The 26,767-nt window shown below is 63.1% G+C and carries 24 protein-coding genes and 2 tRNA genes; 6 read left to right on the top strand and 20 right to left on the bottom strand.

The window, feature by feature from the left end; all coding sequences use genetic code 11:
* Positions 1 to 166 precede the first annotated feature (166 nt).
* The 6 genes from EFAMC2_RS00425 to EFAMC2_RS00445 all read right to left on the bottom strand — a co-directional run bounded on the left by EFAMC2_RS00425 (position 167) and on the right by EFAMC2_RS00445 (position 3,402).
* Complete coding sequence (locus EFAMC2_RS00425) at positions 167 to 352, bottom strand: hypothetical protein (RefSeq protein ID WP_154025890.1); 186 nt, start codon at positions 350 to 352, stop codon at positions 167 to 169.
* A gap of 321 nt (positions 353 to 673) precedes the next feature.
* Positions 674 to 1,015, bottom strand: coding sequence for a P27 family phage terminase small subunit (locus tag EFAMC2_RS00430; protein ID WP_154025892.1), 342 nt, complete (start codon positions 1,013 to 1,015; stop codon positions 674 to 676).
* Between the two features lie 192 nt (positions 1,016 to 1,207).
* A complete protein-coding gene (locus EFAMC2_RS00435) occupies positions 1,208 to 1,588 on the bottom strand; it encodes a hypothetical protein (RefSeq protein ID WP_222838488.1) in 381 nt (126 codons plus the stop codon).
* Between the two features lie 38 nt (positions 1,589 to 1,626).
* A complete protein-coding gene (locus EFAMC2_RS00440) occupies positions 1,627 to 2,019 on the bottom strand; it encodes a hypothetical protein (RefSeq protein ID WP_154025897.1) in 393 nt (130 codons plus the stop codon).
* Positions 2,009 to 2,131 carry a hypothetical protein gene (locus EFAMC2_RS10210; RefSeq protein WP_261979948.1) on the bottom strand — a complete coding sequence of 41 codons (123 nt, stop codon included), beginning with the start codon at positions 2,129 to 2,131 and terminating at the stop codon, positions 2,009 to 2,011. Before EFAMC2_RS10210 ends, EFAMC2_RS00440 begins: the two co-directional genes overlap by 11 nt.
* Before the next feature lie 464 nt (positions 2,132 to 2,595).
* Positions 2,596 to 3,402, bottom strand: a complete 807-nt coding sequence (locus EFAMC2_RS00445) for an ABC transporter permease (RefSeq protein WP_154025899.1) — start codon at positions 3,400 to 3,402, stop codon at positions 2,596 to 2,598.
* A 145-nt stretch (positions 3,403 to 3,547) separates the two neighbouring features.
* Between EFAMC2_RS00445 and EFAMC2_RS00450 the strand changes: the two genes are divergently transcribed.
* The 4 genes from EFAMC2_RS00450 to EFAMC2_RS00465 all read left to right on the top strand — a co-directional run bounded on the left by EFAMC2_RS00450 (position 3,548) and on the right by EFAMC2_RS00465 (position 5,844).
* A tRNA-Asn gene (locus tag EFAMC2_RS00450) sits at positions 3,548 to 3,622 on the top strand.
* Between the two features lie 32 nt (positions 3,623 to 3,654).
* Positions 3,655 to 3,729 (top strand) — tRNA-Asn (locus EFAMC2_RS00455).
* 512 nt (positions 3,730 to 4,241) lie between these two features.
* Positions 4,242 to 4,619: a hypothetical protein gene (locus EFAMC2_RS00460; protein ID WP_154025901.1), complete on the top strand. Its 378-nt coding sequence runs from the start codon at positions 4,242 to 4,244 to the stop codon at positions 4,617 to 4,619.
* Between the two features lie 208 nt (positions 4,620 to 4,827).
* Positions 4,828 to 5,844, top strand: coding sequence for a hypothetical protein (locus EFAMC2_RS00465; RefSeq protein ID WP_154025903.1), 1,017 nt, complete (start codon positions 4,828 to 4,830; stop codon positions 5,842 to 5,844).
* A 356-nt stretch (positions 5,845 to 6,200) separates the two neighbouring features.
* Here the strand turns inward: EFAMC2_RS00465 and rpoD are convergent, their stop codons facing one another.
* From rpoD to EFAMC2_RS00535, 14 genes are all read right to left on the bottom strand, one after another.
* Positions 6,201 to 7,538: an RNA polymerase sigma factor RpoD gene (gene rpoD / locus EFAMC2_RS00470; protein ID WP_261979949.1), complete on the bottom strand. Its 1,338-nt coding sequence runs from the start codon at positions 7,536 to 7,538 to the stop codon at positions 6,201 to 6,203.
* Positions 7,539 to 7,628: 90 nt separating this feature from the next.
* Positions 7,629 to 9,689 (bottom strand): DNA primase, encoded by a 2,061-nt coding sequence (dnaG, locus tag EFAMC2_RS00475; RefSeq protein ID WP_154025907.1) that lies wholly within the window; start codon positions 9,687 to 9,689, stop codon positions 7,629 to 7,631.
* Positions 9,686 to 10,807, bottom strand: coding sequence for a riboflavin biosynthesis protein RibF (gene ribF / locus EFAMC2_RS00480; protein ID WP_154025909.1), 1,122 nt, complete (start codon positions 10,805 to 10,807; stop codon positions 9,686 to 9,688). Before ribF ends, dnaG begins: the two co-directional genes overlap by 4 nt.
* Positions 10,804 to 11,745: a tRNA pseudouridine(55) synthase TruB gene (gene truB / locus EFAMC2_RS00485; RefSeq protein WP_154025911.1), complete on the bottom strand. Its 942-nt coding sequence runs from the start codon at positions 11,743 to 11,745 to the stop codon at positions 10,804 to 10,806. Before truB ends, ribF begins: the two co-directional genes overlap by 4 nt.
* Positions 11,746 to 12,789, bottom strand: coding sequence for a DHH family phosphoesterase (locus EFAMC2_RS00490; protein ID WP_154025913.1), 1,044 nt, complete (start codon positions 12,787 to 12,789; stop codon positions 11,746 to 11,748).
* Positions 12,790 to 12,791: 2 nt separating this feature from the next.
* Positions 12,792 to 13,241, bottom strand: coding sequence for a 30S ribosome-binding factor RbfA (rbfA, locus tag EFAMC2_RS00495; protein ID WP_154025915.1), 450 nt, complete (start codon positions 13,239 to 13,241; stop codon positions 12,792 to 12,794).
* A gap of 75 nt (positions 13,242 to 13,316) precedes the next feature.
* Positions 13,317 to 15,971, bottom strand: coding sequence for a translation initiation factor IF-2 (gene infB / locus EFAMC2_RS00500; protein WP_154025917.1), 2,655 nt, complete (start codon positions 15,969 to 15,971; stop codon positions 13,317 to 13,319).
* 54 nt (positions 15,972 to 16,025) lie between these two features.
* Positions 16,026 to 17,288 (bottom strand): transcription termination factor NusA, encoded by a 1,263-nt coding sequence (nusA, locus tag EFAMC2_RS00505; RefSeq protein ID WP_154025919.1) that lies wholly within the window; start codon positions 17,286 to 17,288, stop codon positions 16,026 to 16,028.
* A gap of 34 nt (positions 17,289 to 17,322) precedes the next feature.
* Positions 17,323 to 17,817: a ribosome maturation factor RimP gene (gene rimP / locus EFAMC2_RS00510; RefSeq protein WP_154025921.1), complete on the bottom strand. Its 495-nt coding sequence runs from the start codon at positions 17,815 to 17,817 to the stop codon at positions 17,323 to 17,325.
* A gap of 184 nt (positions 17,818 to 18,001) precedes the next feature.
* Positions 18,002 to 18,511, bottom strand: a complete 510-nt coding sequence (locus tag EFAMC2_RS00515) for a PASTA domain-containing protein (RefSeq protein ID WP_154025923.1) — start codon at positions 18,509 to 18,511, stop codon at positions 18,002 to 18,004.
* Positions 18,512 to 18,525: 14 nt separating this feature from the next.
* The gene (gene leuS / locus EFAMC2_RS00520; RefSeq protein ID WP_154025925.1) at positions 18,526 to 21,093 is read right to left on the bottom strand and encodes a leucine--tRNA ligase; all 2,568 of its coding nucleotides are present in this window, start codon (positions 21,091 to 21,093) and stop codon (positions 18,526 to 18,528) included.
* A gap of 68 nt (positions 21,094 to 21,161) precedes the next feature.
* The gene (locus EFAMC2_RS00525; protein ID WP_154025927.1) at positions 21,162 to 22,673 is read right to left on the bottom strand and encodes an IMP dehydrogenase; all 1,512 of its coding nucleotides are present in this window, start codon (positions 22,671 to 22,673) and stop codon (positions 21,162 to 21,164) included.
* 74 nt (positions 22,674 to 22,747) lie between these two features.
* Positions 22,748 to 24,055, bottom strand: a complete 1,308-nt coding sequence (locus EFAMC2_RS00530) for a glycosyltransferase family 2 protein (protein WP_154025929.1) — start codon at positions 24,053 to 24,055, stop codon at positions 22,748 to 22,750.
* Between the two features lie 54 nt (positions 24,056 to 24,109).
* Entirely contained in the window at positions 24,110 to 25,162 is a 1,053-nt protein-coding gene (locus EFAMC2_RS00535) for an RluA family pseudouridine synthase (protein WP_154025931.1), read from the bottom strand.
* A 361-nt stretch (positions 25,163 to 25,523) separates the two neighbouring features.
* Here EFAMC2_RS00535 and EFAMC2_RS00540 point away from each other — a divergent pair, with 361 nt between their 5' ends.
* Entirely contained in the window at positions 25,524 to 26,003 is a 480-nt protein-coding gene (locus tag EFAMC2_RS00540; protein ID WP_154025933.1) for a 23S rRNA (pseudouridine(1915)-N(3))-methyltransferase RlmH, read from the top strand.
* Between the two features lie 110 nt (positions 26,004 to 26,113).
* The gene (locus tag EFAMC2_RS00545; protein WP_154025935.1) at positions 26,114 to 26,767 is read left to right on the top strand and encodes a TetR family transcriptional regulator; all 654 of its coding nucleotides are present in this window, start codon (positions 26,114 to 26,116) and stop codon (positions 26,765 to 26,767) included.

Below are 26,767 nucleotides of genomic sequence, written 5' to 3' on the forward strand. Positions count from 1 at the left end.
CGGAATGCAACGGTATTAGGAATCTCTATTTTACTGAATTAGGGTCACGCTTGGGTCACGTCGCACGCCTTATGCATAAATGCAAATTTCCCCTCCCCGCGCGAGGCAGGGAGTTCGTCATTGGGCGTGCCGCCGATAGTAGGCTAGCTCACATTGTGCCGTGTCGTTACTCCTTGACCTCAATCCAGGGCGCGTCTGTGGTGGCGGCCTTGAAGGCCTTGGCCTTGCGCTCCCGCTCGCGAGAGTGGGACTTGGCTTGCTCGTAGAGGGCCTTGTAGTCGGGCTCGGTCGCCCGCTGGGTGTCGATGCCCTCCTGCTCGCTGGTCTCGGCCCTGCCGTTCTCCTCCGCCACGGCGGCTTCTCCTTCCTCTGGCCGTGCGATCCGCCCGGTCCGCCGTTCGTCCTCGCGGGACGTTGTACAGATATGAAAGAGGCCCCATGCGGGGCCAGTTTCGACATGAAAAAAGCCGCTCGGGGGCGGCTTGGATGGTTCGCGCCTGCTTGTGCCGGGTTAGATGCCCAGCCGCGCCTTGACGAGTGACGCGGCAAGTGAGACGCAAGTGCTTCGCTTCATCAGGCGGCTTCGCGGTTCTCTATGCCGCGGGCATAATTCTCGCGTTCGACGAGCTAATCAAAGTCGGGAGGGGACCTAGTTCCTCCACGAATTCGCCCGTCACGAAGGTGAGGAGCTCGGCCTTGCCGCCAGCGGCGGCCCTCGGCCTGCCTCGTCGTTGATGCCGAGCTGCTTGTTGAGCTGCCGAATCTCGGCGCTCGCCTGCTTCATGATGCCTATCTGCGGCAGCGCCTTGAGGTCACCCATGTCGTTCTGGTACGCGACCTGCCCGCCCGCGTCGCCCATGTCATCTATGCAACGCTGCACCACCGCGTACCACTGCACGAGGAGCGCCAGCACTGGCATGTCGGACGTGGTGAAGTTACGGCCCTGCGTCAGCTCATCCCACTTGGCCGACTTGAAGGCGTCGCGGGCTATCCCGGGTGGCTTAGTCAGGGGCATGCGCCCACCTCCTCGCGGCATGAAAAAGGCCCCTAACGGGGCCTGATAAGGCAGAATCGCCGGATTTGAACCGGCTCCTCCTCAGACAAGGCGTGCTCCCAGGCTGACACCATCATCTGCCATCGTGATTAAGCGGTAGCCCCGATTTCAACGGGGGCTTCCTCATCTAAGGCGTGCTCACTAACTGCACCACTATCGCTTATACCGATTCTCCCAGATGGAGCGCACCCTTTCAACCATCTTCGTCTCTGCGGAAGTGGGTCTCGCAAACCACTTCGCCGAGTCGTTCTCGTTGTGCTCGTAGCCGTGATGAGTGTGAGGCGAGACACCCTTATGTTGGTGGACGAGGTCAATCTGCTTCGTCCGCTTGTTATTACTATCGAAATAGACGACCCCCCGGAGTGAGCCGTTTCCGTCCACCCTCACATAGACGCGCCCTCTGGTTATGGTCTCTATCAATGGCTCCACCGCTCCATCGCTCTTCCTGACGAAAATAATGTTTCCCGACTGCAAGAGCGTGCGGTACTGCGAACCATAGAGACGCTTGGTGACTGTTCCGGTCTTTCGGTTCACATAATGGCTGGTCCCGCTCGACGCGCCGCGACCGCCCATTAGCGCCTCACCCGCTTCTTCCCGGCGGAGTCCCACTTGAGTCCGGCTTCCTTCAGCAATGGTCCCGCGCTGTAGGTCTGGCCGGTCAACTCGGTTGCCTTCGAGAGGTCGAGATTGTGCGTCTTTGCCGTGCGGTTCCCGTTCTGGCCGGTGTATATGCCGGACTTGAGTTTGTACTTCGCCACGGTGGTGTTGCGGTTCGGGTGCTCGTAGGCCGTAGGCGTGGCGTAGGACAGCACGACCTTGGTGCCGTCGGCCCGCGCCTCGAGGATGTTGAACTTCCACATGTTGCAGCTCGACGTGTGCCGCTCGTTCTCAAGCTCTATCGACCGGCCACGCAACACGGACAATGCCACCCGGCCCATCTCGCTGCTTGCTTCCCTACCGCCCATGGAATCCACCCGCCTTGTACTCCACGACCTCGCAGCCGCCGAAGTCGAAGCCTATCTTCTTGCCGTAAAGGAGCACGCGGGACGGTTCCAGGCGCCTCATTGCCTCGCGCATGCCGTCTCCTTGGGCTTGTTGCGCTGCTGCCCCGCCAGCGATACCCAACAGCAGTTCTGTGGCTCGTAGTCCCCGGCCGGTCTATGCGGCGATTAGCAAGATATCCGCCATCCCGTGGCCGTGGTGCCATGGGTGGGCGGGTCATCGTCGTGCGTGTGCACGGACTACGTTTAGCAGCAAAACCCGGTTCCTGTCAGAGCCCAGGAGTGCCACGGTTTTTGATGGGGGCGCAAACAGGAAAAGCCCCACAGCTCAAATGCTGCGGGGCCTAAATGATCCTCGGACGAAGCTTGCCATGAGACGGCTGTTACCAAGTGCGCCCCTGGGGACTCCTTGCCCTTGGCCAGACAATCAAGAACGTGGATGCGGAGACAATCGGCCGCCATGTCTATCGCGTCGTATATGTCCGCTCCGCACGTCGCTCCGTCCATGCCGAACGGCGCCGCGCACGCGTAGTCGATAGCCTAGATATACAGAATGAAATTGTGCTCGGTCTTGCGGAACGCGAAGACGCCGATGACAAGGGCGATGACGGCCCAAAACACACAGAGCTCAAGCACAAGCGTGCTCGGCAGGGCAGCATCGATGAAGATCGAACGCATGAACTGCACGTAGTTGAAAAGGGGGTTCGCCCACATGAGCATGCGAACGAAGTGGTACGGCACCTGCTGGATCATAGAGATGGGCCAGAAGATGGGCGTCGCGTAGTTCCACGCAAGCAGAAGCACGCTCCACAGGTGAATGACGTCACGGAAGAAGACCGTGAGAGACGAGAGCAGCAGGCTCACGCCAAAGCAGAACACCGTGAGAAGCAGCAGGCACACTGGAAGAAGCAACAGGTACGGCGTGGGCATGACGCCTTCCCACAACATGACGATCACGACGGCAATAAGCGAGAACGCGAAGTTCACGAGAGCGAACAGCACGCGCTCCGCCGGGAAAACGAACTTGTTGACCTTGACCTTCTTGAGCAGGGGCGCCGCACCCAGAATGGCCGTAAGACCCGCGCTCGTGGACTCGCTGAAGACGCCCCACGTGACGTTGCCCACGATGAGGTACAGCGGGTAGTGCTGGATGCTGTCGTAGCGCAGGAAGAACGAGAAGACGAACGACATGACGATCATCATGAGAAGCGGATTGAGGACGCTCCACACAACGCCAAGCACGCTGCGACGGTACTTGAGCTTAAAGTCCTTCGTCACGAGCTGCTTGAGAATGAAAAAATCCTTGGCGCGCTGAGTTGGCGCAAACGCTGACTCTGTGGTGGACACGGGCGACTCCAAGTTGTTGTCTGCAGTACGGTCACGGAGAATCAGTCTATCACAGCAATTATTTTCAAATTTCTACTTGCACGCTCACACAGCTTCTGTATACTAGCTTTCGCGCTGCGAGCGAAGGAACGCAGTTTTGACAAATTCCTCGGTAGCTCAATGGTAGAGCACTCGGCTGTTAACCGAGCTGTTGTAGGTTCGAGCCCTACCCGAGGAGCCAGATTTTCCCCCTGTCTTAGACGGGGTTTTCATTCCTCGGTAGCTCAATGGTAGAGCACTCGGCTGTTAACCGAGCTGTTGTAGGTTCGAGCCCTACCCGAGGAGCCAGTTTTTTCACCCCGTCAGCGATGGCGGGGTTATCTTTTGGCCCTGTCATGCCAGCTTTGGCATGACGAGGACGCATGTCCAATCCTGTAGCTACACAGAGTTTAGTCTATGGAACCGGAGGTCGTGCGATGGGCTATCTGGCATATATGCGGGCGAACCGTCCGGGCTGGAGTAGGATGCATTGGAGGAACCGCGGCTGGGATGCAAGCATCGATCATTTCGATGCCAAACACGAGGCATTCGACCTACCGATTGCATTGCTGTTCACGTGCGCGTCGGGGCGTGATCATCCGACGCTTCCGGACGATGGCAGTACGTTGACGAATCCCATCGGATAGTTCGAAAAGGCATCGCGTCCGACGACCTATGCATGACGTGACTATTGGATCGTGGCATGCGCGTCCAGTTATGCGTTCAACAATCATTCGGCAAGCACCGTGTCTTGTTGGTATTGCGCTCCGGTGCGGCCATTCCCCAGACAGATCGGCGACAAGGGGAACAGCAGCAGGCGTATGGACGTCAGCGTTCTTCGCTCCCCGTTCTCCATCACCGAAGACACCGGCCTCACATCGCTTTCCACATGCTCGCTTGGCCATACCGACGACCCACCGTTCATGCCGCCCTACAATGGCAATCCGTCACAGGCGATGATGCGGTTGATGAACTCGTTCCGCTTGAAGCCGGGTTGGATCGTATGGAACGGGTATCTGCATGTGTGGGTGAACTCCCCGTATTGGAAACAACTGCCGGATGCGAACGATGATTTCTGTTACGCCATTGGCGGCGTGCCTGCGACGTTGGAGCTTGAACTGTTCAAGGCGTATCGCGTGTATTACGAGCAGTTGCGGTTTGAGCTGCCGAATCCGTATGCGGGCCCGTCTCGTGGCTGAATCAATGCGATCCGCGGTTCCCGTTGCCGTCCGATCCGCGCTACGGTGCATATACGTAGCGGGAGCGCATATAAGCGATATCCATGGCGATTACTTGCTGAGAAAAACATGATAGCGCCCGCCGACCTGCCGAATCGTTCGATGCCTATCGCTGTAGAATCGTCGCAACGGTTCCAACGGTCGGATGCCGAGGGGGCGGGGAAGATCGATGAGTTGGGCGGGTAGACGACGGCTGGCGGCATGCGCCGCGGCATTGGCGGCACTCGTCGCCATCGCTGCGGGGCTCACCGGATGCCCTCCTCCCGTATGGCTCACGCATCACGCCGATGCGGATGCGAACGAGGCGAGCGCCAGCGGTACCGGAAATGAGACGTTTTCGGACTGGCCACCATACGCGAAGAAAAGATACGACATAGATGTCACACCCACAGCGAGGCAGATCTCGATAGCAAAGGCGCTGCTGAACGATCGACAGGAGCGGGACGCGAACGTCGCCGGTATGAAGGACGGTTGGCCCGATTCGCAACTCTTCCGTCTGGTCACGCTGGCGGAGACGCTGCTTGACCAGATGTCGGAACGGTATGGCGTGGAATTCCGCGCATCAGGAGGATTTCACCGTCCGGAACTACTTGACCCGACATGGTGGATCAATGTGACGCCCGCATCGGGGCCGTTGCAAGGCGACGTGTTCGAAGTGGATTATGTGGAAGGCAATGGTGCCGACGGGAACGATCTCTGTCCATATGTCGCGGACACGTATTTCACGGCGCTGCGCCGGGACGACTACAACGGTCATCTTACGGAACGGATCGACCGGTTCCTTGCGGCGCATCCCGATCTCGACTGCGTCTACCGGATCAGCGACCCCACCGGTCCGAAGAACGAGACCCAATGGCGGTTGACGCCGTCCGCCGCCGTCGATGATCTCGCCTCGTATTTTGTTGGCAGCATAGAGCTCTACATCTCCCCGGAAACCGTGACGGACCGTGAGCGATTCGCCACATTCGCATCAGCGTTCATCACCGCCATGCGGAAAGACGGGCTGGACGTCCACTACGAGATCGCGCAGATCACACGCATCAACGGCGACGAATTCACCATCGGGGCCGCACGGGACGCTATGCGCCATTCGACAGAGACGCCCGTGTGGGACTCCTGGTATACGGGGGGATTCACCGCCAGCGCGGACCCCTCCGCCCCCGAGATCATCAACGATGGTGAATGATCAAGGCCGTGGACGCGCGTGACCTCGGACGGCTCACGCATCCACATCCAAGGAGGCAGCGACGACATCTTCGATCGCACATGGGACGCGAATGGTACGGATGCGCCAGCAATGGCGTACGCGCGAGCCACCTATTTCCGCCACGATTACAGAGAAACAATGGGACTCGACAGATGGCGCTTCGTTGCCCTCAGCAGTGAAACAGAGAATCGAGCCAAATAAAAACCGCCGCAGAGAGATTCTGCGACGGTTCATGAGACAAGCTTGCACAAGTGACAATCAAGAGCTTATCGTAAGCAGTACTTACACGAATTCAGTGTAGTAAAAGCCATCTACCTGCGCCTTTATGAAAAACGCTAGTCGTCCATGTAGTCCTTGAGCTTGCCGGAGCGGCTCGGATGACGGAGCTTTGCCAACGTCTTGGACTCAATCTGGCGAATGCGCTCGCGTGTGACGCCAAACTCCCGGCCAACTTCCTCGAGCGTGCGCGGATGACCGTCCTCGAGGCCAAAGCGCAGCTTGATAACCTTACGCTCGCGATCGGCAAGACCGTCGAGCACCTGATCAAGTTGCTCGCGGAGCATGGAGTCGCTCGCCGCCTCGGGAGGCGCTACGGCCTGGGCGTCCTCGATAAAGTCGCCCAGCTGGGAGTCCTCCTCCTCGCCAATCGGCGTCTCGAGAGACACGGGCTCCTGCGAGATCTTCTGAATCTCGCGCACGCGCTCCGCACTCATGCCCATCTCCTCGCCAATCTCCTCCGGGGTCGGGTCGCGACCGAGGTCCTGGAGCAGCTGACGCTGAACGCGCACGAGCTTGTTGATGGTCTCCACCATGTGCACAGGGATGCGGATGGTGCGGGCCTGGTCGGCGATGGCGCGCGTGATGGCCTGACGAATCCACCAGGTGGCATAGGTGGAGAACTTGAAGCCCTTGGTGTAATCAAACTTCTCGACGGCACGAATGAGACCGAGGTTGCCCTCCTGAATAAGGTCCAGGAAGAGCATGCCGCGACCCACATAGCGCTTGGCGATGGAGACGACGAGGCGGAGGTTAGCGCTAATCAGCGCTTGCTTGGCCTCGAGGCCCACCTGCTCAACACGCGTGAGACGACGAAGCTGCACGCGTGAGAGCTCGAGCTCGCCATTCTCGTGGGCCTCGAGCTTCTCGGCTGCCTCGGTGCCCGCCTCGATCTTCATGGCGAGGTGGACCTCCTCAGCGGCAGTCAGAAGGTCAACCTTGCCGATCTCCTTGAGATACATGCGAACGGGGTCACCCGTGAGCATGACAGTCGCGGCATCCTGACGACGGCGAGCCTTCAGGCTCGAACCCTTCTTGGAGCGCTTCGGGGCCGCGGGAATAGCGGGAATCTTCTCCACGGGCATGGAGTCGGGATCATCGTCGTCGGCAAGGGAGGAAATCTCGCTCGAGGCATCCCCGTTATCGGAATCGTCATCGTCGGTGTCGTCGCCACCGGCCCCGTCTTCCGAGGACACGACGTCTACGCCCTTGTCACGGAGAGCACCGTAGAGATCCTCGAGCTCATCGTCGTCAACATCAATCTCGCGCAGGGCAACCTGGATGTCGTCCTCGCTGACGCTTCCCATGGACTTGGCAGACTCGACCAGCTGGCCAAGCGCGCCCTCGAGCTCAGGGGACAGCTTCGAATCGTTCTTTGCAGTATTCTTGCTTGCCACGTAGTTCCTCTCGACGTAGCGCCGATGCACAGATGTTGCTATATTACCCGCTTTTCCCATAATATCTAACGGAATGCAGCAGAAATCCAGCTATTCAAGCGGCTGGGCCGCACGCAGCTCAGAACGGCGATGCCTCAGCTCGCTCAGCTCCTTGAGGGACTCGAGGGAGTCCGCACCAGACCCGACAGCAGAGATCTTCGCCGCTAGGAGGCTCACACGGCGGTCAAGCGAGCGGATCTCGGCCTCGTTCACGACGAACTCGACGTTCTTCTCGTCGCTCCAGGCACTCGTAAAGGCAAAGCCGCCCGACGAGAGGATTCGAGGCGCATCCGGGCAGGCTCTCGTGGCGGCCTGGACAGCCTCTGCCGGCGTCGTACCTTGGGGCGTGGCGAGAATCGCCCACGCGATGGCCTCGTGTCGGGCATCTGCCCACACGAAGCTCCCGATTCGCTCGGCATAAGGCCGAAAGAGGTCGGGCTTCTCGGAGAGCATGGTGAGCAGGTTGCGCTCTGCAGTGAGCTGGGTGCGTTCCTCGCTCGAGAGGGCAGAGAGCGGCACATCGGCCCCGGTAGAGGATGCAGAAGCCGCAGGCGAGAAGTCCTGCCCGGGGACGTCTATCGGCACATCATCGTAGTCATAGGGAACCTCGTCGATGCCCTCATCCCCATAGTAGGGCGGCTCGTCGTCCCCGGCGTCCATGGGCCGAGCGGTGCCGGAGCTGCCCGAGCCCGCAAAACCACGGCCGCTGTCACCCGCTCTCCCAAAGCCGCCCCGCACAAATCCACCGGCATGCGAAGGACCCCCGGAAGAGACGCGGTTACCCGTGAATCTGGAACCTGTCGCCGCGCGCTCCAGGTCCTCGATGGGCGTAGCCCGAATCTTCTCGCGCACGGCTTCGAGCGACATGCCCAATGGCACGCACAGACGCTGCGCATAACCGTCGAGCAGGTACGAGTCCTTAAAGGGAGCGAGCAGCTTGGCGAGCTCGTCGAGCGCCGCAAGCCTGAGGCCTGGGCTCGAGAGGTCAAGCGTCGAGAGCTTCTTGTCGAGCACGAAGTCAAGAAGGGGGCGCGCGCCATCGAGCTGGGCCTGCATGGCCTCAGCCCCGTGGGCCTTGAGGAACTCATCGGGGTCTTGGTTGTCGGGCAGCACGACGCACTCGAGCGAGGCCTTCGTGCTCTCGATGTAGCGAACGGCGGCCTCCGCCGCATGCTGGCCAGCGGCATCGCCGTCGAACATGCAGATGATGCGCTTGGCAAAGCGCGACAGCGTCTTCACGTGGTCAAGCGAGAGGGCCGTTCCAAGAGCGGCAACCGTATTGGTGAAGCCGGCCTCGTGCATGGCGATGACGTCCATGTAGCCCTCATTGACGATGGCCACACCCTTGGCGGCAATCGAGTCCTTGGCGTAATCGAAAGCAAACATATGCTTCGACTTGTGGAACACGCTTGTCTCGCGCGTGTTGAGGTACTTTGGCTTCGCATCCCCCATGACGCGACCGCCAAAGCCGATGCAGCGCCCCTGCTCGTCATGAATGGGAAACATGACGCGATTGAAGAACTGGTCGCGAAGCCTGCCGTTGCGAGCATTCGCCAGGTCGGCCGAAATGAGCTCGTCGCGCGAGAACCCCGCCTGCTCGAGGGAGCAGGCCACCGGCGCGTTGCCATCGGCATAGCCGAGGTGCCACTTTGCGCAAACCTTGGAATTGAGGCCTCGACCGGCGAGGTAGTGACGAGCGGCATCGGGCCCCTCGCCGCGCCCGCGCATGAGCCGGAGCGCATAGGCGTCTTGGGCGGCGGCCAGTGCATCCAACAGGCGCGTGCGCTTGGGGCCGCGCCTCTGCCCGGGGGCGGCGGGTGCGTCGTCGATGTCGATGTGGGCGCGGTCCGCGAGATACCTCACGGCATCGAGGAAGTCGAGGCCCTCGCGCTTCATGACGTAGTCGAAGACGTCACCTCCGGCGCCACAGCCAAAGCAGTGCCAAAGCCCCGTCGAGGGGGTCACGTGAAACGACGGGCTCTTTTCCTGATGGAATGGACAACAGCCCCAGAAATCGTTGCCGCCGCGAGGCCGAAGGACCACGGTCTCCGAGACGAGCTGCACGATGTCGGTGGCCTGACGGACCCGCTCCTTGTCCTCGTCGGTAATCACAGAGCGCCACGCTCCCCCGCCTCACCCGGTAGGCGCGAGTAACCTATCTCGGAGCCTCCCACGTAGCGACGCACCCACTCGACGTTGCCGAGCACCGTGCGCTCAAGCTCTTCGAGCGAGGCGAAGCGCCGGGGCTCACGGAGCCACTCAACGAAGCAGACCGTGAGCTCGCGCCCGTAAATGTCTCCGGAAAAGCCGAGCAGGGTAGGCTCGAGGAAGGCCTGACCCTCCTCGCCGCCAAAGGTTCTGGGGGAGCCAACGTTTACGGCCGTGGGCCATAGGCGCCCCTCCACGCAGGCGATACCCGCATAGACGCCCTCGGCCGGAAGGCACGAGAGCTTGGAGCAGGAGACATTCGCCGTGGGGAAGCCAAAGGAGGTTCCCTCTCCCCTGCCATGCACAACGACGCCGCTCACGCAGTGATAGCGGCCGAGCAGCCGTGCGGTATCGGCAACATTACCCGCGCGCACGAGGGCGCGAATGCGGGTGGCGCTCACGGGCTCTCCGCCGAGGCGGACGAGCTCGTGACCATGAATCCGCACGCCAAGCCCGGAGGCAACCTCGCGAAGCGCGAAGACGGTGCCGGCGCCACCGGCGCCCATGCGAAAATCCTCGCCAACATGGAGGGAGATCGCCCCAACGAGCGGCACGAGCCACTCGCGAAGAAACGCATCATGGGTGGTTGCGGCCGTCTGCCGCGTAAAGGGCACGACAAGGACCGCGTCAAGGCCAAGCGAGGCAAGCAGGCGGATTCGGTCAGAGACCGGCAGAAGGGCGGAGCCGTGCTCGGGACCCACGAGGACGTCAGCGGGATCCGGGTCGAACGTCACGGCAACGGCAGCGGCCCCAAGTTCGCGCGCCTCGGCTATGCAGGAGGAGACGAGGGCGCGGTGCCCCAAGTGCACGCCATCGAACGCACCGAGTGCGCATACCGACCCAGCCGGTGCGGCCGCATTGCAAAGACGATACAGCCTGCACCCGTGGGCAAGGGTCTCGGGTGCAGGGAGGGCATGCAGCAGCGCGGGCTCACTCGCGAGAAGCCCACGAAGCTCGTCAGCATCTATGGCGCCATCGCGAGCCGGCCCCAACGGGGCGCAACCAGCCGCCATGTCCGTCATGCACGCACCCCCATTACGCCACCTGGAAAATTCGTCGAGCACACAAGCTGCTGGCCTCGTCGCTCCCACACCCCGTACAGCCTTTCGCCAGAGACGATGCAGACGCGCTCGCCGTCCCCAGGCTCGCCACCCTCGACCGCGCCGAGGGCGATGCGCTTGCCGCAAGAAACGTCGGTGAGCTCCTTGGCGTCGAGCCTCCGCACGCCAAGGCCCAGCGCCCTCACCGGGTCAAGGCAGCGCCCAAGGGCAAGCGCCCGTCCCTCGCGCTCGAGCTCGTCCAAGCTCACGCAGTCGCCAAGCGATACGTTGCCCGACGAGGTGCGCCTCAGGTCCGCCAAGTGGGCGGCGCTGCCAAGAGAGCGCCCAAGGTCACGCGCGATGGCCCTGATATAGCAACCCTTCGAGACGTCAAACGAGCACACCCACGCAGGCGCCCCCTCAATGTCCTGGATGGCCAGGAGCGTGGCGCCGTGCACCGTCACAGGGCGCGCCGGAAGCTCGAATTCCTCGCCCGCGCGAGCGCGCGCATAGGACCGCACGCCACCCACGGAGATGGCGGAGTACGAGGGTGGAACCTGGTCATAGGAGCCCACAAGGGCGCCGACGGCCTCGGCCGCGCGGGAATGCTCGCGGGCAAACTCCGGCGCCTGGGCCTCCTTCGTCACGCGGCCCTCGGCGTCGTCCGTATCGGTCTCGGACCCAAAGGCGACGAGCCCCACATAGCCCTTGCGCTCGGCCGTGAGCAGTCCCATGAGGCGCGTTCCCTGGCCCACGCCAACCACGAGGACGCCAGAGGCGGCCGGATCAAGCGTGCCCGCATGACCAACCCTGCGCTCCCCCAGCGCACGGCGCACGCGGGAGACGACGTCATGGGAGGTCATGCCAACCGGCTTGTCGATGGCGAGCAGGGCGTCGATACCGCTCTGTCCGCGCTTCATCTAGCCCACCGCCTCGGAGCTCGGGTCCTCCGGGGCATCGAGCACCGCCTGAAGCTGCGGGAGCGCCTTAGCGAGCGCGGCGTCGATGCCAACCTCGACGGTGAACCCAGCCGCAGCCTTGTGGCCGCCGCCACCCATCGCACGCGCAACGCTCGAGATGTCCCACGCGCCCTTGGAACGAAGGTTGCCGCGCACGCGGCCATCCGGAAGCTCCTTTAGGAACAGCGCCACCTCGGACCCCTCGACACTGCGAACGACGTCGATGAGGCCGTCGCACTCGTCGGGCAAGGCTCCCGTCCGCTCGAGGTCGGCCCGCGTGGCATACGAATACGAAATGCGGCCCCTGTCGAAGGTCACGATGCGGCCCATGACTACGCTCTCGAGGTGCAGGTACGCGAGCCTGAAGCTCTGGTACACGTTGAGGGAGATGAGCGAGGGAGACGCACCGGCATCCACCAGCATGCTCGCGCACTCAAAGGCCTCGGAGTCCGCGTTCTGATACTGGAACCTGCCGGTATCGGTGACGATGGCACAGAAGAGGCAGTTGGCGATGTCGGGCGTAATCTCAACGCCGAGATAGAGCGCCAGCTCGGCAATGATGACGCCCGTGGCGGCAGCGTCCGGGCGCACGAGCGAGACGTCACCGAAGGGAGCGCTCGAGGGGTGATGGTCGATGACGACGACCTTGGCAGCGCGCTCGAGCACGTCCTTGCCGTTGTTGAGCCGCTGAATGATGGGAAGGTCGACGCTGATGAACAGGTCGGGGCTGCCCTCATACTCCGACGAGCGCACGAACTCGTTGGCCCCCGGCATGAAGCGATACAGGCGGGGCACCGGGTCGTCGTCGGCCAGGAGATTGGTGACCTGCTTCTGCGGCCACCGCTGCCTGATGACCTGCGCAAGGGCAAGGCCGCTGCCAAGGGCATCGCCATCAGGGTCCGTATGGGCACAGATGGCAATCGTGCGGGCCTCGTCAATGAGGGCGCTGATGCGCCCAAAAGCCTCGCGCTGCTCGGCAAAGACCTTCTCGTCTCCGGCGTTCATCGCTATTTCTCAGCCTCGCTCTCGGCCTCATCGGCAGCCTCGCCCTCACCTGACGAGGAGGCGTCGGCCCCATCGGCGATGGGATAGCCGAACTCGTCCTTCTCGACGCCCATCGTGGGCGGCACGACCTCGAGGGCTCGGGCGATGCGCTCGGCCTCGTCCGTTGAGGTGTCGATGACGAAGGCGAGCTCAGGTGTCACGCGCCAGCCGAGCGCATGACCGAGCAGAGAACGAATGCGGCCCTTGGCACGGCCCAGCGCGGCCATGACGGACTCGTAGCGCTCAGGCTCGCAGGTGACATAGGCGCGAACGAAGGAGCGGTCGACGGAGACCTCACACGCCGTCAGGGTCACGAGGTCAAGGTCGGGATCGGAAATCTCGAACAGCAGGATGCTGGCGAGCTTTTCGCGGGCAATCTCTCCAGATCGACGGGACGCAGATGTCTGCTTCATGGCTTCCTACCTAAGACAGGCGGCCCCGAAGGGCCGCCATTGGATGCGTTACACGTGGAGGGAGCGCCTCACACGCTACTCGGTGCGGGCGACCTCGACGATCTTGTACCCCTCGATGACGTCGCCAGGCTTGACGTCCTGGAAGTTCTCGAGGCCAATGCCGCACTCGAAGCCGGCCTTGATGCTCTTGACATCGTCCTTGTAGCGACGCAGGGACGCGATCTTGCCCTCGAACACCACGATGCCGTCACGAACGAGGCGCACGGAGTCGTCGCGGCCAATCTCGCCCTCGGTGACCATGCAGCCTGCGGCGATGCCGACCTTGGGCACCTTGAAGGTGTCGCGGACCTCGGCGTTGCCGGTGGCAACCTCCTTCTCCGTGGGCTTGAGCATACCGATGCGGGCGGCGTCGATGTCCTCGATGGCCTTGTAGATGACGCTGTAGCAGCGAATCTCCACGCCCTCGCGCTCGGCGGCGTTCTTGGCCTTGGCATCCGGACGCACACCAAAGCCGATGATGATGGCATTAGAGGCGTCGGCCAGGGTGACGTCGGTCTCGGTGATGGCGCCAACCGCGGAGTGAATCGTGTTGATGCGCACCTCGGACTGGTCCATCTTGTCCAGCGAGTCCTGAAGGGCCTCGATCGATCCCTGGACGTCGGCCTTGATGACGAGGTTGAGCTCCTTGACCTCAGCATCCTCCATCGTGGAGAAGAGGGTCTCGAGGGTGACGTGCTTGACGCGGTTCTGCTCCTCGATGCGCGCCTTGAGGGAGCGCTGCTCGGCGAGGGAGCGAGCCTCGCGCTCGTCGGTGAAGACGCGGAACTCGTCGCCGGCGGCAGGCACGCTCTGCAGGCCCAGAATCTCGACCGGGTCGGAGGGCTTGGCCTCCTTCACGGGGTGACCCTTCGGGTCGAGCATGGCGCGCACGCGGCCATAGGCGAGACCGGCCACGAGGGTGTCGCCGATGCGCAGGGTGCCGCGCGTGACGAGCACCGTGGCCACGGAGCCACGGCCGCGGTCGAGCTTGGCCTCGAGGACGTTGCCGGATGCGAAGGTGTTGGGATTGGCCTTCAGCTCGAGGACGTCGGCCTGGAGGAGAACGGTCTCGAGCAGGTCGTCGATGCCGATCTTCTTCTTTGCGGAGATGTTGACGAACATGTTCTGTCCGCCCCACTCCTCTGGGACGATGCCGTACTCGGTGAGCTCCTGGCGCACCTTGTCCGGGTTGGCACCCGGCTTGTCGATCTTGTTCACGGCCACGATGATGGGCACGCCGGCGGCGTTCGCGTGGTTGATGGACTCGATCGTCTGCGGCATGACGCCGTCATCGGCCGCCACGATTAGGATGACGATGTCGGTCACCTTGGCACCGCGGGCACGCATGGCCGTGAAGGTCTCGTGGCCAGGGGTGTCGATGAAGGTGATGGTGCGACCGTTGATCTTGACCTGAGAGGCGCCGATGGCCTGCGTGATGCCGCCGGCCTCGCCCTCGGCAACGCCCGTGTGGCGAATGGCGTCGAGCAGGGAGGTCTTGCCGTGGTCGACGTGGCCCATGACGGTGACCACGGGCGGGCGCGGAAGGAGGTCCTTCGGGTCGTCGTAGAACGTGAAGGAGTTCTCCTCCTCCTTGCTCATGACCTTAACCTCACGGCCCAGGTCATCGGCCACAAGCTCGATAAGTTCGTCGGACATGCTCTGGGTGAGGGTGAGCGGGCTACCCAGCAGGAAGAGGCGCTTGACGATATCGGAGGCGGGGACGCCCAGCAGCTCGGCGAGCTCGGCGACGGTGGAACCCGTGGGGACCTTCACCATGCCGATCTCGGCGACGTTCTGGTCGTTGGCGATGGCCTCCTCGATCGCCTGCTCCTTGGCGGCCTGCTCGGCCTGCTTCTGGCGGCGCTCCTTGCGCTTCTTGCGGCGGCCGGTGGACTCGCGATTGGCCTCCTCGACGCTCGCGCGGGCCTCCTCGAGCACGCGCTCGCGGTTGTACTCCTCGGCGGCCTTCGCCATGCGGGAGTAGCGGTCCTCGCCCTCCTCCTCGCGGTGGCCCTTGTGCTGCTTGCCGCGACCGGCCTTGGCGGCCTTCTCGGGGCTCGCCGGCGCGTTGGCGGCGGCACGGTCCTGCTGCTGCGGAGCGGGGGCGCCGGAGCGACGGCCGCGGCCGGAGCGCTCGCCGCGGCCGGAGCCGCGCTCGGACTTCTCCGGCTTCTCGGCGGCCTTCTTCGCGGCCTCCTCGCGCTGCTTCTTGAGGATGACCTCCTGCTGGGCGATCTGGTCCAGCAGACTCGTCATGGACGGGATGGACTTCGGAGCGTTGTCGCGGACACGGTTACGCTCCTCTTCCTCCTTGCGCTTGCGCTCGGCCTCGGCGCGCTCCTCCTCGGCCTTCTTGCGCGCGGCCTCCTGGGCGGCGCGCTCGGCGGCCTCCTTGGCGCGCTCGGCCTCGCGGCGCTTCTCGGCGGCGATGCGTTCCTCCTCGGCCTTGGCCTTAGCCTCGGCTTCGGCCTTTGCCTTGGCCTCCTCCTCGGCCTTCTTGGCGGCCTCGATCTCTGCGGCACGAGCCTCGAGGATGGGAGCCATCTTCTTGCGGACAAGGTTCACGTAGACGTCCTCGAGGGCGCTCGAGGACGTCTTAGCCGGAATCTTCATGTCGGCGAGGTGGGCGAGCATTTCCTTGCTCGTCATGCCGAACTCCTTGGCAAGGTCATGTACGCGGGTCTTTGCCATATGGTCTACCTTCCAGTGTGCGGGCGGTCGGGTGAGCGGGTGATGCCCGCAAAACTAGACGAGGGAATCGGGGTCGTCGGAGACCTCGGCATCGTCAACAAGGGCCATCTTCTCGTGGACGCCGCAGAAGCGCGAGTCCGAACGGGCCATGTTGCGGCAGCGCTGGCCAGAGGGGCTCACGAACTCGCAGCGCTGACCCTCCTCGCCCACGAGGTCCTCGGGCTCCTGGGCCTCCTCGTGCTTCTGCTTCATCTGGGAGATGATGCCGGCGGCGAGCGTCTCGTTCTTGATGTCGATGTGCATGCCGGTCAGGCGAGCGGCGAGGCGGGCGTTCTGGCCCTCCTTGCCGATGGCGAGGGAGAGCTGGTCGTCGGGCACGATGACCGTGGCGTAGTTGTTCTCATCGTCAACGAGCACGCGGGAAACCTTGGCCGGAGACAGGGCGTTGGCGACGCAGCGGGCCGGGTCGTCACTCCAAAGCACCACGTCGACGCGCTCGCCACGGAGCTCGCCCACAACGGTGCGGACGCGGCTGCCCTTGGGACCGACGCAGGCGCCCACCGGATCCAAGCGGTCATCCAGCGAGGAGACGGCGACCTTGGAGCGGGCGCCAGCCTCGCGGGCGACGGAGCGAATCTCGACGACGCCGTCATAGATCTCGGGAACCTCGAGCTCGAACAGCCTGCGGATGAGGTCCGGGTGCGTGCGGCTGATGACAATGGAGGGACGCGAGTGCTCGCCGCGGACCGGCTGGACCGTGGAGTTGGGGTCGCGTACGTCGATGATGATGGCCTTGATGCGCTGATTGTGGCTGTAGCGCTCACCGTTGGGGCGCTCGTTGCGCTCCTCCGGGTGACGCTTCTTGTCGAAGTGCGGGAGCTCCGCCTCGACGCCCTCGCGAATCTTCACAATCGTGAAGTCGGGCGTGGACTGCAGCACCGTGCCGGTGATGATGTCGCCGATGCGCTGGGAGAACTCCTCGTAGATCTGCTGGCGGGCGGCATTGCGGACAATGGCGTTGATCTCGTCCTTGGCGGCGCGGGCGGCGAGGCGGCTCGTGTCCTTCGGGGTCACGTCAATCTCGTTGAACTCGGTGTAGTTTCCCTCCTCGTCCATGGAGTCGTCCACCGGGTCGAGCTTGTAGACGTAGATCTTGCCGCTGGCGCGGTCGATGGTGACCTTCGCGCCCCAATCCAGCTTGAGGACCTTCGTATATGCGTCGGCCAGGGACTGCTCGAGCCTGTCGAGGAGGTAGAGCTCGTCGATGTGCTTGTCCTGGCACAGCTGCATCAGGGCTTCGATCATCTCGGATGCCATAAGGTGGTACCCCTTTCCTGAGAGGGTGTCGTCGTTACTTGGAAGACTTCTTCTCCGAGAAGTCGAAAATGGGCTTGATGGTGCAGCGCTTCACCTCGGCGAGCGGGATGGCAACCTCGCCCTCGTCGGTCGCGATGGCCACGCTACCCTCGCGCATGCCGAGGAGCTTGCCGGAGAACTTGCGGCGCCCCTCGGTGGCCGTCGTGGCAAGGGCAACGTTCTCGCCCGCAAAGCGCTCGAAGTCGCGCTCGCGACGAATCGGCCTCGAGAGACCGGGGGAGCTCACCTCGAGCGTGAATGACCCGGTGAAGGGATCGAGCTCGTCAAGGGCGTCAGACACCCACGAGGTCTGGGCGGCAACGTCATCGAGCCCAATGGGGCCGCGCCCCTCGTCGGCCCAGTCGATGCGCACGCGCACCGTGGGGGCCTTCGTAGCGCCCACAACCTCCACGTCGACGATGTCGACGCCGTGCCCCGGGGCAATGCCCTCGAGCCTGGCGAGGATGTCGCCGGCCTTGTCCTGTGCCATGCGCCTTCCCTTCCGCGTCAATCCAAGTGCGATTCCGCACTCAGTGCCCTTACAGACAAAGAGAAGCGGGGCGAAAACTCCACCCCACTTCCCTTCAGTCAACCCATCTAATCCTCACGAGTATAGAAAACGCACTGGTAACTCGTCAAGACTCCATAACTTATAACCCGCAGGCCCAAGACCCCTATTTCGAGGACGCGCCGGAGGACACCTCCACGGTGACGGTGCTCCCCTCGTCTGCCCTCGACCCGGCACCCGGATTCGTGGACACCACCATGCCCTCGGGCTGGTCGGGACTTGCCACCTCCACCGTGGTGGTGGCAAACCCATCGCTCTCAAGGGCCGAGACGGCGCGTTCGAAGCGCCAGCCAACGACGTCCGGCACAGACCTGCCACCCACGAGCTCGGCCTGATACGCCACGACGTAAACGATGGCGCAGAACGCCGCAACGAGTGCCAGCCCACAGATGAGCCTGACGGCGCGCTTCGTGGAGCTTCCCGCTCGCACGCGTCCGCGACCCATGCCGGAAAGACCCTCGACGACGCGCCGCGAGGCCGCGGCGCGGTCTGCCGAGGCGCGCTGCCGCCTGATCGAGGTGTTGGAACCCGATCCCGCGAGACTGCCCCCACAAGAGGGGCAACGCACGGGCAGGACGCCCTCGCCGAGGTCTGCGCCACAGTTGGGACACTTCATCCAGCTAACCCCCGCTAGTTGGCAACGATGTTCACGAGCTTGCCGGGCACCACGATGACCTTGCGCACCGTCTTGCCGGCAATGTGCTCGCTCACGGCATCGAGCGCGGCGGCCTGCATATCGTCCTTGCTGGCATCGGCCGCAACCGTGGCGTGGCCGCGGACCTTGCCCATGACCTGGACCGCGATCTCGACCGTGTTGGCAACGGCGAGGCTTGCGTCGAACTCAGGCCAGGCCTCGTCGTACACGGAGCCCTCGCGGCCCAGCGCGGCGTGGAAGAGCTCCTCCGCCCAGTGTGGGCAGATGGGTGCGAGCATGGCGACCATGTCATGTGCGACGCGACCGGCAAGAGCGGCGTCGCGGTCCTCGGCGGCCACGTCGTTCACCCAAGCGCTCGCCGAGTTGGCGAGCTCCATCACGGCAGAGATGGCCGTGTTGAACTGCTGGCGGTCGAAGTCGGCCGTGCAGCGGCTGCCAAGGCGGTGCAGGTCTCGGAACAGACTCGCGGCACGCTCGTCAAGCGCCTCGGCGTCAGGCGCGCCGGCCTGAGCGGCACCCGGCGTGCTCGCCAGCTCCCAGACGAGGCGCCAGGCGCGCTTGAGGAAGCGATTGCAGCCGGCAACCGCGTTGGGATCCCAGTCGAAGTCCTTCTCGGGCGGGGCAATAAAAAGAATCGTGAGGCGCATCGTGTCGGCGCCGTACGGCTCGATGACCGAGCTCGGGGGCACCACGTTGCCCTTGGACTTGCTCATTACGTCACCGTGCTCGTCCTTCACCATGCCCTGGCAGAGCAGGTTGGTGAACGGCTCGTCCACATCGATCATGCCCATGTCGCGCAGCACCTTGGTCCAAAAACGGCTGTAGAGCAGGTGCAGGATGGCGTGCTCGATGCCACCGATGTAGTTGTCGACCGGCATCCAACGCCCCACGGCCTCCTTGGAGAAGGGAAGCTTGTCGTTGTGCGGGTCGCAATAGCGGATGTAGTACCAGCTGGAGCAGGTGAACGTGTCCATGGTGTCGGTCTCGCGCTTGGCCGGGCGGCCGCAGACCGGGCACGTGGTCTCGTAGAAGTCCTTGCAGCCGGCAAGCGTCTCGCCAGCGCCGAGGTCGAGGTTCTCAGGCAGCGTCACGGGCAGCTGGTCCTCGGGAACCGGCACGTAACCACAATGGTCGCAGTGCACCATCGGGATGGGGTTGCCCCAATAGCGCTGGCGGCTGATCAGCCAGTCGCGCAGGCGGAAGTTCACCTTGCGACGACCGGTCCCCGCAGCCTCGAGGTCGGCCACGACGGCACGCTCGCCCTCGGAGTGCTTGCCACCCGCGAGGCCCGTGTACTTGCCGGACTGAACGAGCTTTCCCTCCGCAGCCATCGCCGCATCCCAATCAACGGAGGTGACGACCTTGCCCTGCTCGTCCTTGAGCTTGGGATACAGCGGGTCGTCGCCGGTGAGGATGATGGGCACGATGGGCAGGTCGTACTTCTTGGCAAACTCGAAGTCGCGCTGGTCGCCGCAGGGCACGGCCATGACGGCGCCGGTGCCGTAGTCGGAAATCACATAGTCGGCCACCCACACAGGCACCTTATCGCCATTGATGGGGTTGACCACGTAGCGGCCGGTGAAGGCGCCGTGCTTCTCAAGGACGCCCTGAGCGCGCTCGACGGCGCTCACGTTCCCGGCCTGGTCCACGACCTCACGAACCGCCGCCTCGTACTCGGTGCCGGCAACCAGGTCCATGAGACCCTTGTACTCGGGCGCAAGCAGGAAGAACGAGCAGCCAAAGAGAGTATCTGCACGCGTGGTGAAGACGGTAATCTTGCCCTCGTCACCCTCGATGGGGTTGCCGTCGCGGTCGCACAGGGTGAAGTCGACCTCGGCACCCTCGGAACGGCCGATCCAGTTGGCCTGCATCTGCTTGACGCGCTCGGGCCAGCCGGGAAGCTTGTCCAGGTCGTCGAGCAGCTCCTGCGCGTAGTCGGTGATCTTGAGGTACCACTGGTCGAGGTCGCGCTTCTCGACGAGCGAGTCGCAGCGCCAGCAGCGGCCCTCAGTCACCTGCTCGTTGGCGAGCACCGTGTTGCACTTGGGGCACCAGTTGACCGGATTCTTCTTGCGATAGACGAGGCCGCGCTCATACATCTTCTCGAAGATCCACTGGCCCCACTTGTAGTACTCGGGGTCGCACGTGCGCACCAGACGGTCGTAGTCGTAGGAGAAGCCCATGCGGCGCATAGTCGCAAGCGCGTTGTCCATGTTCTGATAGGTCCAGGCTCCAGCCTGCGTGTGATGCTTGATGGCCGCGTTCTCTGCCGGCAGGCCAAAGGCGTCAAACCCCATGGGGTGCAGCACGTCGTAGCCACGCATGCGGGCCTGGCGCGCCATGGCGTCACCGATGGTGTAGTTGCGGGCGTGACCCATGTGCAGGTCACCCGAGGGGTACGGGAACATCTCGAGCACGTACTTCTTGGGCTTGTTGGGGTCCTCGTCGGTCTTGTAGGTCCCCTTCTCGGCCCACGTGCGCTGCCACTTGGTCTCAATGGCCTGCGCGTCGTAGAGCGGGAACTCCTTGGTCTGGTCGGACATGTTGCTCCTTCATGGACGTCGCACCCGCCACGAGGCGGGTGCGACGCAGCAGTGCGATGGGTTTCTAATTAGCGATAGCTCACGGACTGGTTGTGGTCCTTGAGCACAACGTCGTGGGCACCGCCCTCAACGATGGAGGTGGAGCTCACAAGGGTTAGTCGGGCCTTGTCCTGTAGCTCCTTGATAGTCTTGGCGCCGCAGTTGCACATCGTGGACTTCACCTTGTAGAGCGTGGCCTCCACGCCCTCCTTGAGCGAGCCGGCATACGGCACGTAGGAGTCGACGCCCTCCTCGAAGCTGAGCTTAGCGGCACCGCCGAGGTCGTAGCGCTGCCAGTTGCGGGCACGCGCGGAACCCTCGCCCCAGTACTCCTTCATGTACTGGCCGTTGACGTTCACGCGGTTGGTGGGCGACTCGTCAAAGCGGGCGAAGTAGCGACCAAGCATCATGAAGTCGGCACCCATGGCAAGCGCAAGCGTCATGTGGTAGTCGTACACGATGCCACCATCTGAGCAGACGGGCACATAGACGCCGGTCTCCTCGAAATACTCGTCACGCGCGCGGCAGACGTCGATGAGGGCCGTGGCCTGGCCGCGACCGATGCCCTTGGTCTCGCGCGTGATGCAGATGGAGCCGCCGCCGATGCCGACCTTTATGAAGTCCGCGCCGCAGTCGGCGAGGTAACGGAAGCCCTCGGCGTCGACCACGTTGCCGGCGCCCACGATGACATCGTTGCCGTAACGCTCACGAATCCAGTCGATCGTGAGCTTCTGCCACTCGGAGTAGCCCTCGGAGGAGTCGATGCACAGCGCGTCCGCACCGGCCTCCACGAGCAGGGGCACGCGCTCGGCGTAGTCACGCGTGTTGATGCCGGCCCCGACCATGTAACGCTTGTTGGCATCAAGCAGCTCGTCCGGGTTAGACTTGTGGGAGTCATAGTCCTTGCGGAAGACGATGCCCACCAGGGTGTCATCGTCCTTCACCATCGGCAGCGCGTTGAGCTTATGCTCCCAGATGATGTCATTGGCAACCTTGAGCGAGGTGTCCTCGGAGGCAACGATGAGCTTCTCGCGAGGCGTCATGAACGTGGAGACCTTGGCCTGGTGGTCGTCGCGGGAGGGACGATAGTCGCGGCTCGTGACGATGCCGATCAGCTTGCCGTGGGGGCTGCCGTCCTCGGTGACGGGCATGGTGGAGTGACCGGTCTTCTCCTTGAGGAGCATGACCTCCTCCATTGTCATGTCGGGCGTGAGCGTGGAGTCGGACTCGACGACGCCCGCCTTGTAGTCCTTGACCCAACGCACCATGTTGGCCTCGGACTGAGCGGTCTGAGAACCGTAGATGAAGCTCATGCCCCCCTCGGTGGCAAGCGCCACGCCCATGCGCGGGCCGGAGACGGACTGCATGATGGAGGACACCATGGGGATGTTGAGGGTGATACGGGGCTCCTCGCCCTTCTTGTAGCGGCAGAGGGGAGTCTTGAGCGACACGTTGGCGGGGATGTTCTCGTGAGACGAGTAGCCGGGAACTAGCAGGTACTCGGAAAAGGTGTGCGACTCGCCCTCGAAGAATGTTGCCATGTGATAGCCCTTTCTGCTTTAAGCCCGCAACGGCAATAGCTGACGAACACGAACGTAATCCGAACGATTGTAGCCTACTTGCCCCCCACAGGCTCCTTGCCCATGTCGGACATCGAGATCGAGACGGTGTGCTTGGTGGGCACCCACTCGACCTTCTTGAACAGCGCCGCAACCGTGATGGGGATGTAGGTCATCATGAACAGCGGAAACGTGAAGAGATTCGAGATGATGCGCCACCTGCGATCGGGACGGCAGTGGATGTGGCTGCGCTCGGAGAGCGTGGTGATGATGGCAAGAAGGAAGAACACGACGTACATAGACCCAAAGGTCATCACCAGCGAGCCCACGCACATGGAGAGCTCGTTGCTCGTGGCAAAGTAACCACCAGAGAGGCCGCCGAGGATGAGGTACGTGCAGTTCACGAAGGCCGAGAGCAGCGTCAAGATCATGCCGGGCGCGATGGTCATGAGCATGTCGTAGGAGCCGAAGCGCTTCTTGCGGATGCCATGGAAGAGGTCGCCCACATAGGAGAAGAAGACCTGGTAAAAGCCCTTGGTCCAGCGCATGCGCTGCGTCCAGGAGGCAGAGAACGTGAGCGGCTGCTCGTCATAGAACTCCGCGGGCGCATAGGCAATCTGGATGCCGTTGGCGGCGCAGAAGGTCGAGAACTGAATGTCTTCCGTGAGAGTATGGAAGTCCCAGCCATGCATGCCCTGGACAATCTTCGCAGAGACCATCCAGCCAGAGCCGGAGATGGCGCAGCCGGTACCGAGGCTCATGCGTGAGTTGTTGAGGAACTTCGCCTCGCGCAGGAACCAGAGGGCGTAGGCGGAGCTGATCCAGCTCGAGTCGAAATTCTTTGAGTTGCGGTAGCTCGTGGAGACAAGGTATCCGGCGTCGAAGACCTTGTTCATCTCCTTGACATAGCCCGGGCTCAACAGGTTGTCGGCGTCGAAGACGAAGAAGGCCTCGTACTTTCCGGGATACTCGTTGAGGATGCGGTCGAACCCGTAGTCCATGACCCAACTCTTGCCCTTGCGGGCGAGGTCATTGCGCTCGTAGACGATGGCGCCCGCCTCGCGCGCCCGCTCGGCAGTCTTGTCGGTGCAGGCGTCGGCCACCACGAAGGTGTCGATGAGTTCGGAGGGGTAGTCCTGCTCCCTGATGGACTGCACGAGGTTCGCGATGACGCTCTCCTCGTTATGGGCGGCAATGAAGAAGGCATAGCGGTGGTTCTTGCGAGCCTTGGGGAGCTTCACGTCTCCCCTGCGCCAGGTCACGAAGATGTAGACGATCTGGTAGAAGTAGGCAAAGGTGAAGAACGCCCACACAACAAGGTTGAAGATCACGATGGGCGTAAGGCCCAGGCGGTTCAGTTCCACGAGTTGGCAACCCTTCGACGGTTGGAAAACATTGCGGGAGGAGCGCGGTTCCGGTCAGCCGTTCGGCACATGCCCCGCATCCCGCTCACCAAGGAGCTGCGGGACGATGACCTCACCCGCCTGCGTGCGCCCCATCGACCGGCTTTTCAGCGATTCTAGTACATGGCGAAGGTCGTCCGGAAGGGTGTCTGCAAGCTCTATGGTCTCTCCAGTGAAGGGGTGGTCGAAGCGAACGTGCCACGAATGGAGGAACTGCCTGGCGAGACCGAGGTTTTGGGCAAGGTCTCCCCTGCCATAGAGCGCATCTCCTATGCACTGGTGGTTGATGTGGCGCATGTGCACGCGAATCTGGTGCGTGCGCCCGGTGTAGAGGTGACACTCGAGCAGCGTGTAGCCCTCGTCGCGCCTGCCAGCCTCGAAGCGCTCGAGCACGCGGAAGGTCGTGATGGCCTCGCGGGCGCCGGGGTGATCCGAGACGGCCATGCGGATACGGTCGCGCGTGGAGCGCGCGATGCCCGTGTCGATGGTGCCGGAGTCGGCCGCCACGTAGCCCCATACGAGCGTGACGTAACGGCGGTCGAGCGTGCGCAGACGAATGAGGTCCTGGAGCGCCTTCTGCGTCTCGTCGTCCTTAGCGGCAAGCATGAGCCCCGAGGTGTCCATGTCAAGGCGATGCACGATGCCGGGGCGGTCGTCGCCCTGCAGGCGGCCAAGGTGCTTGGGGCCGCAATGAGCAACGAGGGCGTTGGCCAGCGTGTCATCCACATGGCCAGGACTCGGGTGGCAGACAAGCCCCTCCTGCTTGGAAAGGACGATCAGGTGGTCATCCTCGTAGCGGATGTCGAGCGGAATGTAGGGATTGGGCGCGAGCGTGGGGTCCGCCGCAGCCGGGTCTGGGTCCTCGACCGCAGCGCGGACACGGTCGCCAAGCAGCACCTTCTCAGACTTGGAGGTCGCAGGCGTCTCGTTGATGGTGACCTCGCCAGCCTCCACGAGCTTGGCACAGGCGGAGCGTGAGGGCATATCCTCACCTGAGGCGAGGAAGGCGTCGAGGCGGAGCCCATCTGACTCTGGGCCAACGAGAAGATTGACGATGCGCTGCGGCAAGAAGACTCCAGACCTCGAGGCGCCGGGATAGGCGGACGATAATTACACGCCCCCCATAGTACATGTGACAGACCGGCGCCAAAGAATCATCAGAGCCATACGCCCTGAAGGCCACCGCGCCAGAACCGTAAGCTGTAGCCTTGAGTCATGCGGGTGCCGCAGGGCTCTCGTCCATCCCAGCGACGTGCCCGCGCTCGCCAGCCGGCAATGGGCTGGTGACGAGGCGCTCATCGCCATCGGTCGGATAGAGTGGATGCTACGTGAGGCGCTCAAGCGGGGCGGGCAATTGCCGATATGACCCGCGCGCGCAAGAAAGCTCCGAATAGCCTGGACGCAGGAAAGCATGACAGGGAGGGCGCAGATGAAGTTCGCCGTCATAGCCGTGGGCAAGCTCAAAGAGCGATTCTGGAAGGAAGCCTGCGAAGAGTATCTCAAGCGACTGCAGCCCTACGCAAAGACGACCGTGCGCGAAATCGCCGACATTGACCCGGGCAAGGCTGGTGGAATAGAGGCAGCTCGCGACAAGGAAGGGGCGGCCATCTGCGCCGCGCTCGACTCCCTGGGCAGCTCCGTGCACGTGGTGCTGCTTGACATCGGAGGACGCGAGCGTTCGAGCGAGGGGCTGTCCCGTCGTCTCGACACGCTGACGTTGGGAGGCACGAACAGCTTTGCCTTCGTTATTGGCGGGTCCGACGGCGTGAGCGAGACAGTACGCCGGCGCGCGAGCGAGACGCTCTCGTTTGGCCCCATCACCCTGCCCCACAACCTTGCGCGCGTCGTGCTGCTCGAGCAGCTGTACCGCGCGCAGAAGATCTCGCGCGGGGAACCGTACCACAAGTAGGCATGGCCTTCCTGTAAAGGACTAATTTCGCGGCGTCACTTATTTTCGGAAAAGCGCTCTGGCGTATACTCTCTGCAACACCGTTCGCAGCAGCCGGAGGGAAGGCGTCCATGCCCGCATTCAAGCGCGCCCGCAGCGCCGAGCAAAAGCAAGAGCGCATGCGCGAGATCAAGCGCGCCGCCGCCGACCTCTTCGCCACCCGCCCCTACCACGAAATCACGCTCACCACCATCGCCGAACAACTCAGTTGGTCGCGTGCCAACCTCTACAAGTACGTTACAACCAAGGAGGAGATCTTCCTCGCCTTAGCCGAGGACGAACGTGACGCGTACTACCACGACCTGCTCGTTGCCTTCCCCGAAGGCCTGAGCTTCGAGCCGCACGAGGCAGCCGTCACATGGGCAGGCGTGATGGATCCCAACAGGGAGTGGTTCCGCGTTCACGACCTCCTGTTCACAATCATCGAGACGAACGTATCCCTTGAGCGCCTCGTTGCATTTAAGCGCAGCTACTTCGAGCAGATGGATGTCTTGAGGCCGCGACTCTCAGCAGCCACGGGTATCCCCGCCGAGCGCGTCGAGTACCTCATGAACACGCTGCACTACCACGCCATAGGCCTGCTTGCAAACTGCTGCACCCTCTCGCAGGTGCGCGAGGCCCTAGCCGAGCTGGGCGTCCCCTACAAGACCCCTGACTTCCCCGCCGAGATGCGCGAGTTTACCGAGATGTGCCTGCAACATGAACTTGATAGGTTGAATACTTAG

This window comes from Olsenella uli (assembly GCF_901212655.1).
Classification (GTDB): Bacteria; Actinomycetota; Coriobacteriia; order Coriobacteriales; family Atopobiaceae; genus Parolsenella; species Parolsenella uli_A.

What these genes read in the sequence shown, in the direction of transcription:
- EFAMC2_RS00430 (WP_154025892.1), bottom strand. Translation starts at nt 1,015, where the DNA reads ATGCCCCTGACTAAGCCACCCGGGATAGCCCGCGACGCCTTCAAGTCG.
- EFAMC2_RS00440 (WP_154025897.1), bottom strand. Translation starts at nt 2,019, where the DNA reads ATGGGCGGTAGGGAAGCAAGCAGCGAGATGGGCCGGGTGGCATTGTCC.
- EFAMC2_RS10210 (WP_261979948.1), bottom strand. Translation starts at nt 2,131, where the DNA reads ATGCGCGAGGCAATGAGGCGCCTGGAACCGTCCCGCGTGCTCCTTTAC.
- EFAMC2_RS00460 (WP_154025901.1), top strand. Translation starts at nt 4,242, where the DNA reads ATGGACGTCAGCGTTCTTCGCTCCCCGTTCTCCATCACCGAAGACACC.
- EFAMC2_RS00465 (WP_154025903.1), top strand. Translation starts at nt 4,828, where the DNA reads ATGAGTTGGGCGGGTAGACGACGGCTGGCGGCATGCGCCGCGGCATTG.
- ribF (WP_154025909.1), bottom strand. Translation starts at nt 10,807, where the DNA reads ATGACGGACATGGCGGCTGGTTGCGCCCCGTTGGGGCCGGCTCGCGAT.
- truB (WP_154025911.1), bottom strand. Translation starts at nt 11,745, where the DNA reads ATGAAGCGCGGACAGAGCGGTATCGACGCCCTGCTCGCCATCGACAAG.
- EFAMC2_RS00490 (WP_154025913.1), bottom strand. Translation starts at nt 12,789, where the DNA reads ATGAACGCCGGAGACGAGAAGGTCTTTGCCGAGCAGCGCGAGGCTTTT.
- rbfA (WP_154025915.1), bottom strand. Translation starts at nt 13,241, where the DNA reads ATGAAGCAGACATCTGCGTCCCGTCGATCTGGAGAGATTGCCCGCGAA.
- infB (WP_154025917.1), bottom strand. Translation starts at nt 15,971, where the DNA reads ATGGCAAAGACCCGCGTACATGACCTTGCCAAGGAGTTCGGCATGACG.
- nusA (WP_154025919.1), bottom strand. Translation starts at nt 17,288, where the DNA reads ATGGCATCCGAGATGATCGAAGCCCTGATGCAGCTGTGCCAGGACAAG.
- rimP (WP_154025921.1), bottom strand. Translation starts at nt 17,817, where the DNA reads ATGGCACAGGACAAGGCCGGCGACATCCTCGCCAGGCTCGAGGGCATT.
- EFAMC2_RS00515 (WP_154025923.1), bottom strand. Translation starts at nt 18,511, where the DNA reads ATGAAGTGTCCCAACTGTGGCGCAGACCTCGGCGAGGGCGTCCTGCCC.
- leuS (WP_154025925.1), bottom strand. Translation starts at nt 21,093, where the DNA reads ATGTCCGACCAGACCAAGGAGTTCCCGCTCTACGACGCGCAGGCCATT.
- EFAMC2_RS00525 (WP_154025927.1), bottom strand. Translation starts at nt 22,673, where the DNA reads ATGGCAACATTCTTCGAGGGCGAGTCGCACACCTTTTCCGAGTACCTG.
- EFAMC2_RS00540 (WP_154025933.1), top strand. Translation starts at nt 25,524, where the DNA reads ATGAAGTTCGCCGTCATAGCCGTGGGCAAGCTCAAAGAGCGATTCTGG.
- EFAMC2_RS00545 (WP_154025935.1), top strand. Translation starts at nt 26,114, where the DNA reads ATGCCCGCATTCAAGCGCGCCCGCAGCGCCGAGCAAAAGCAAGAGCGC.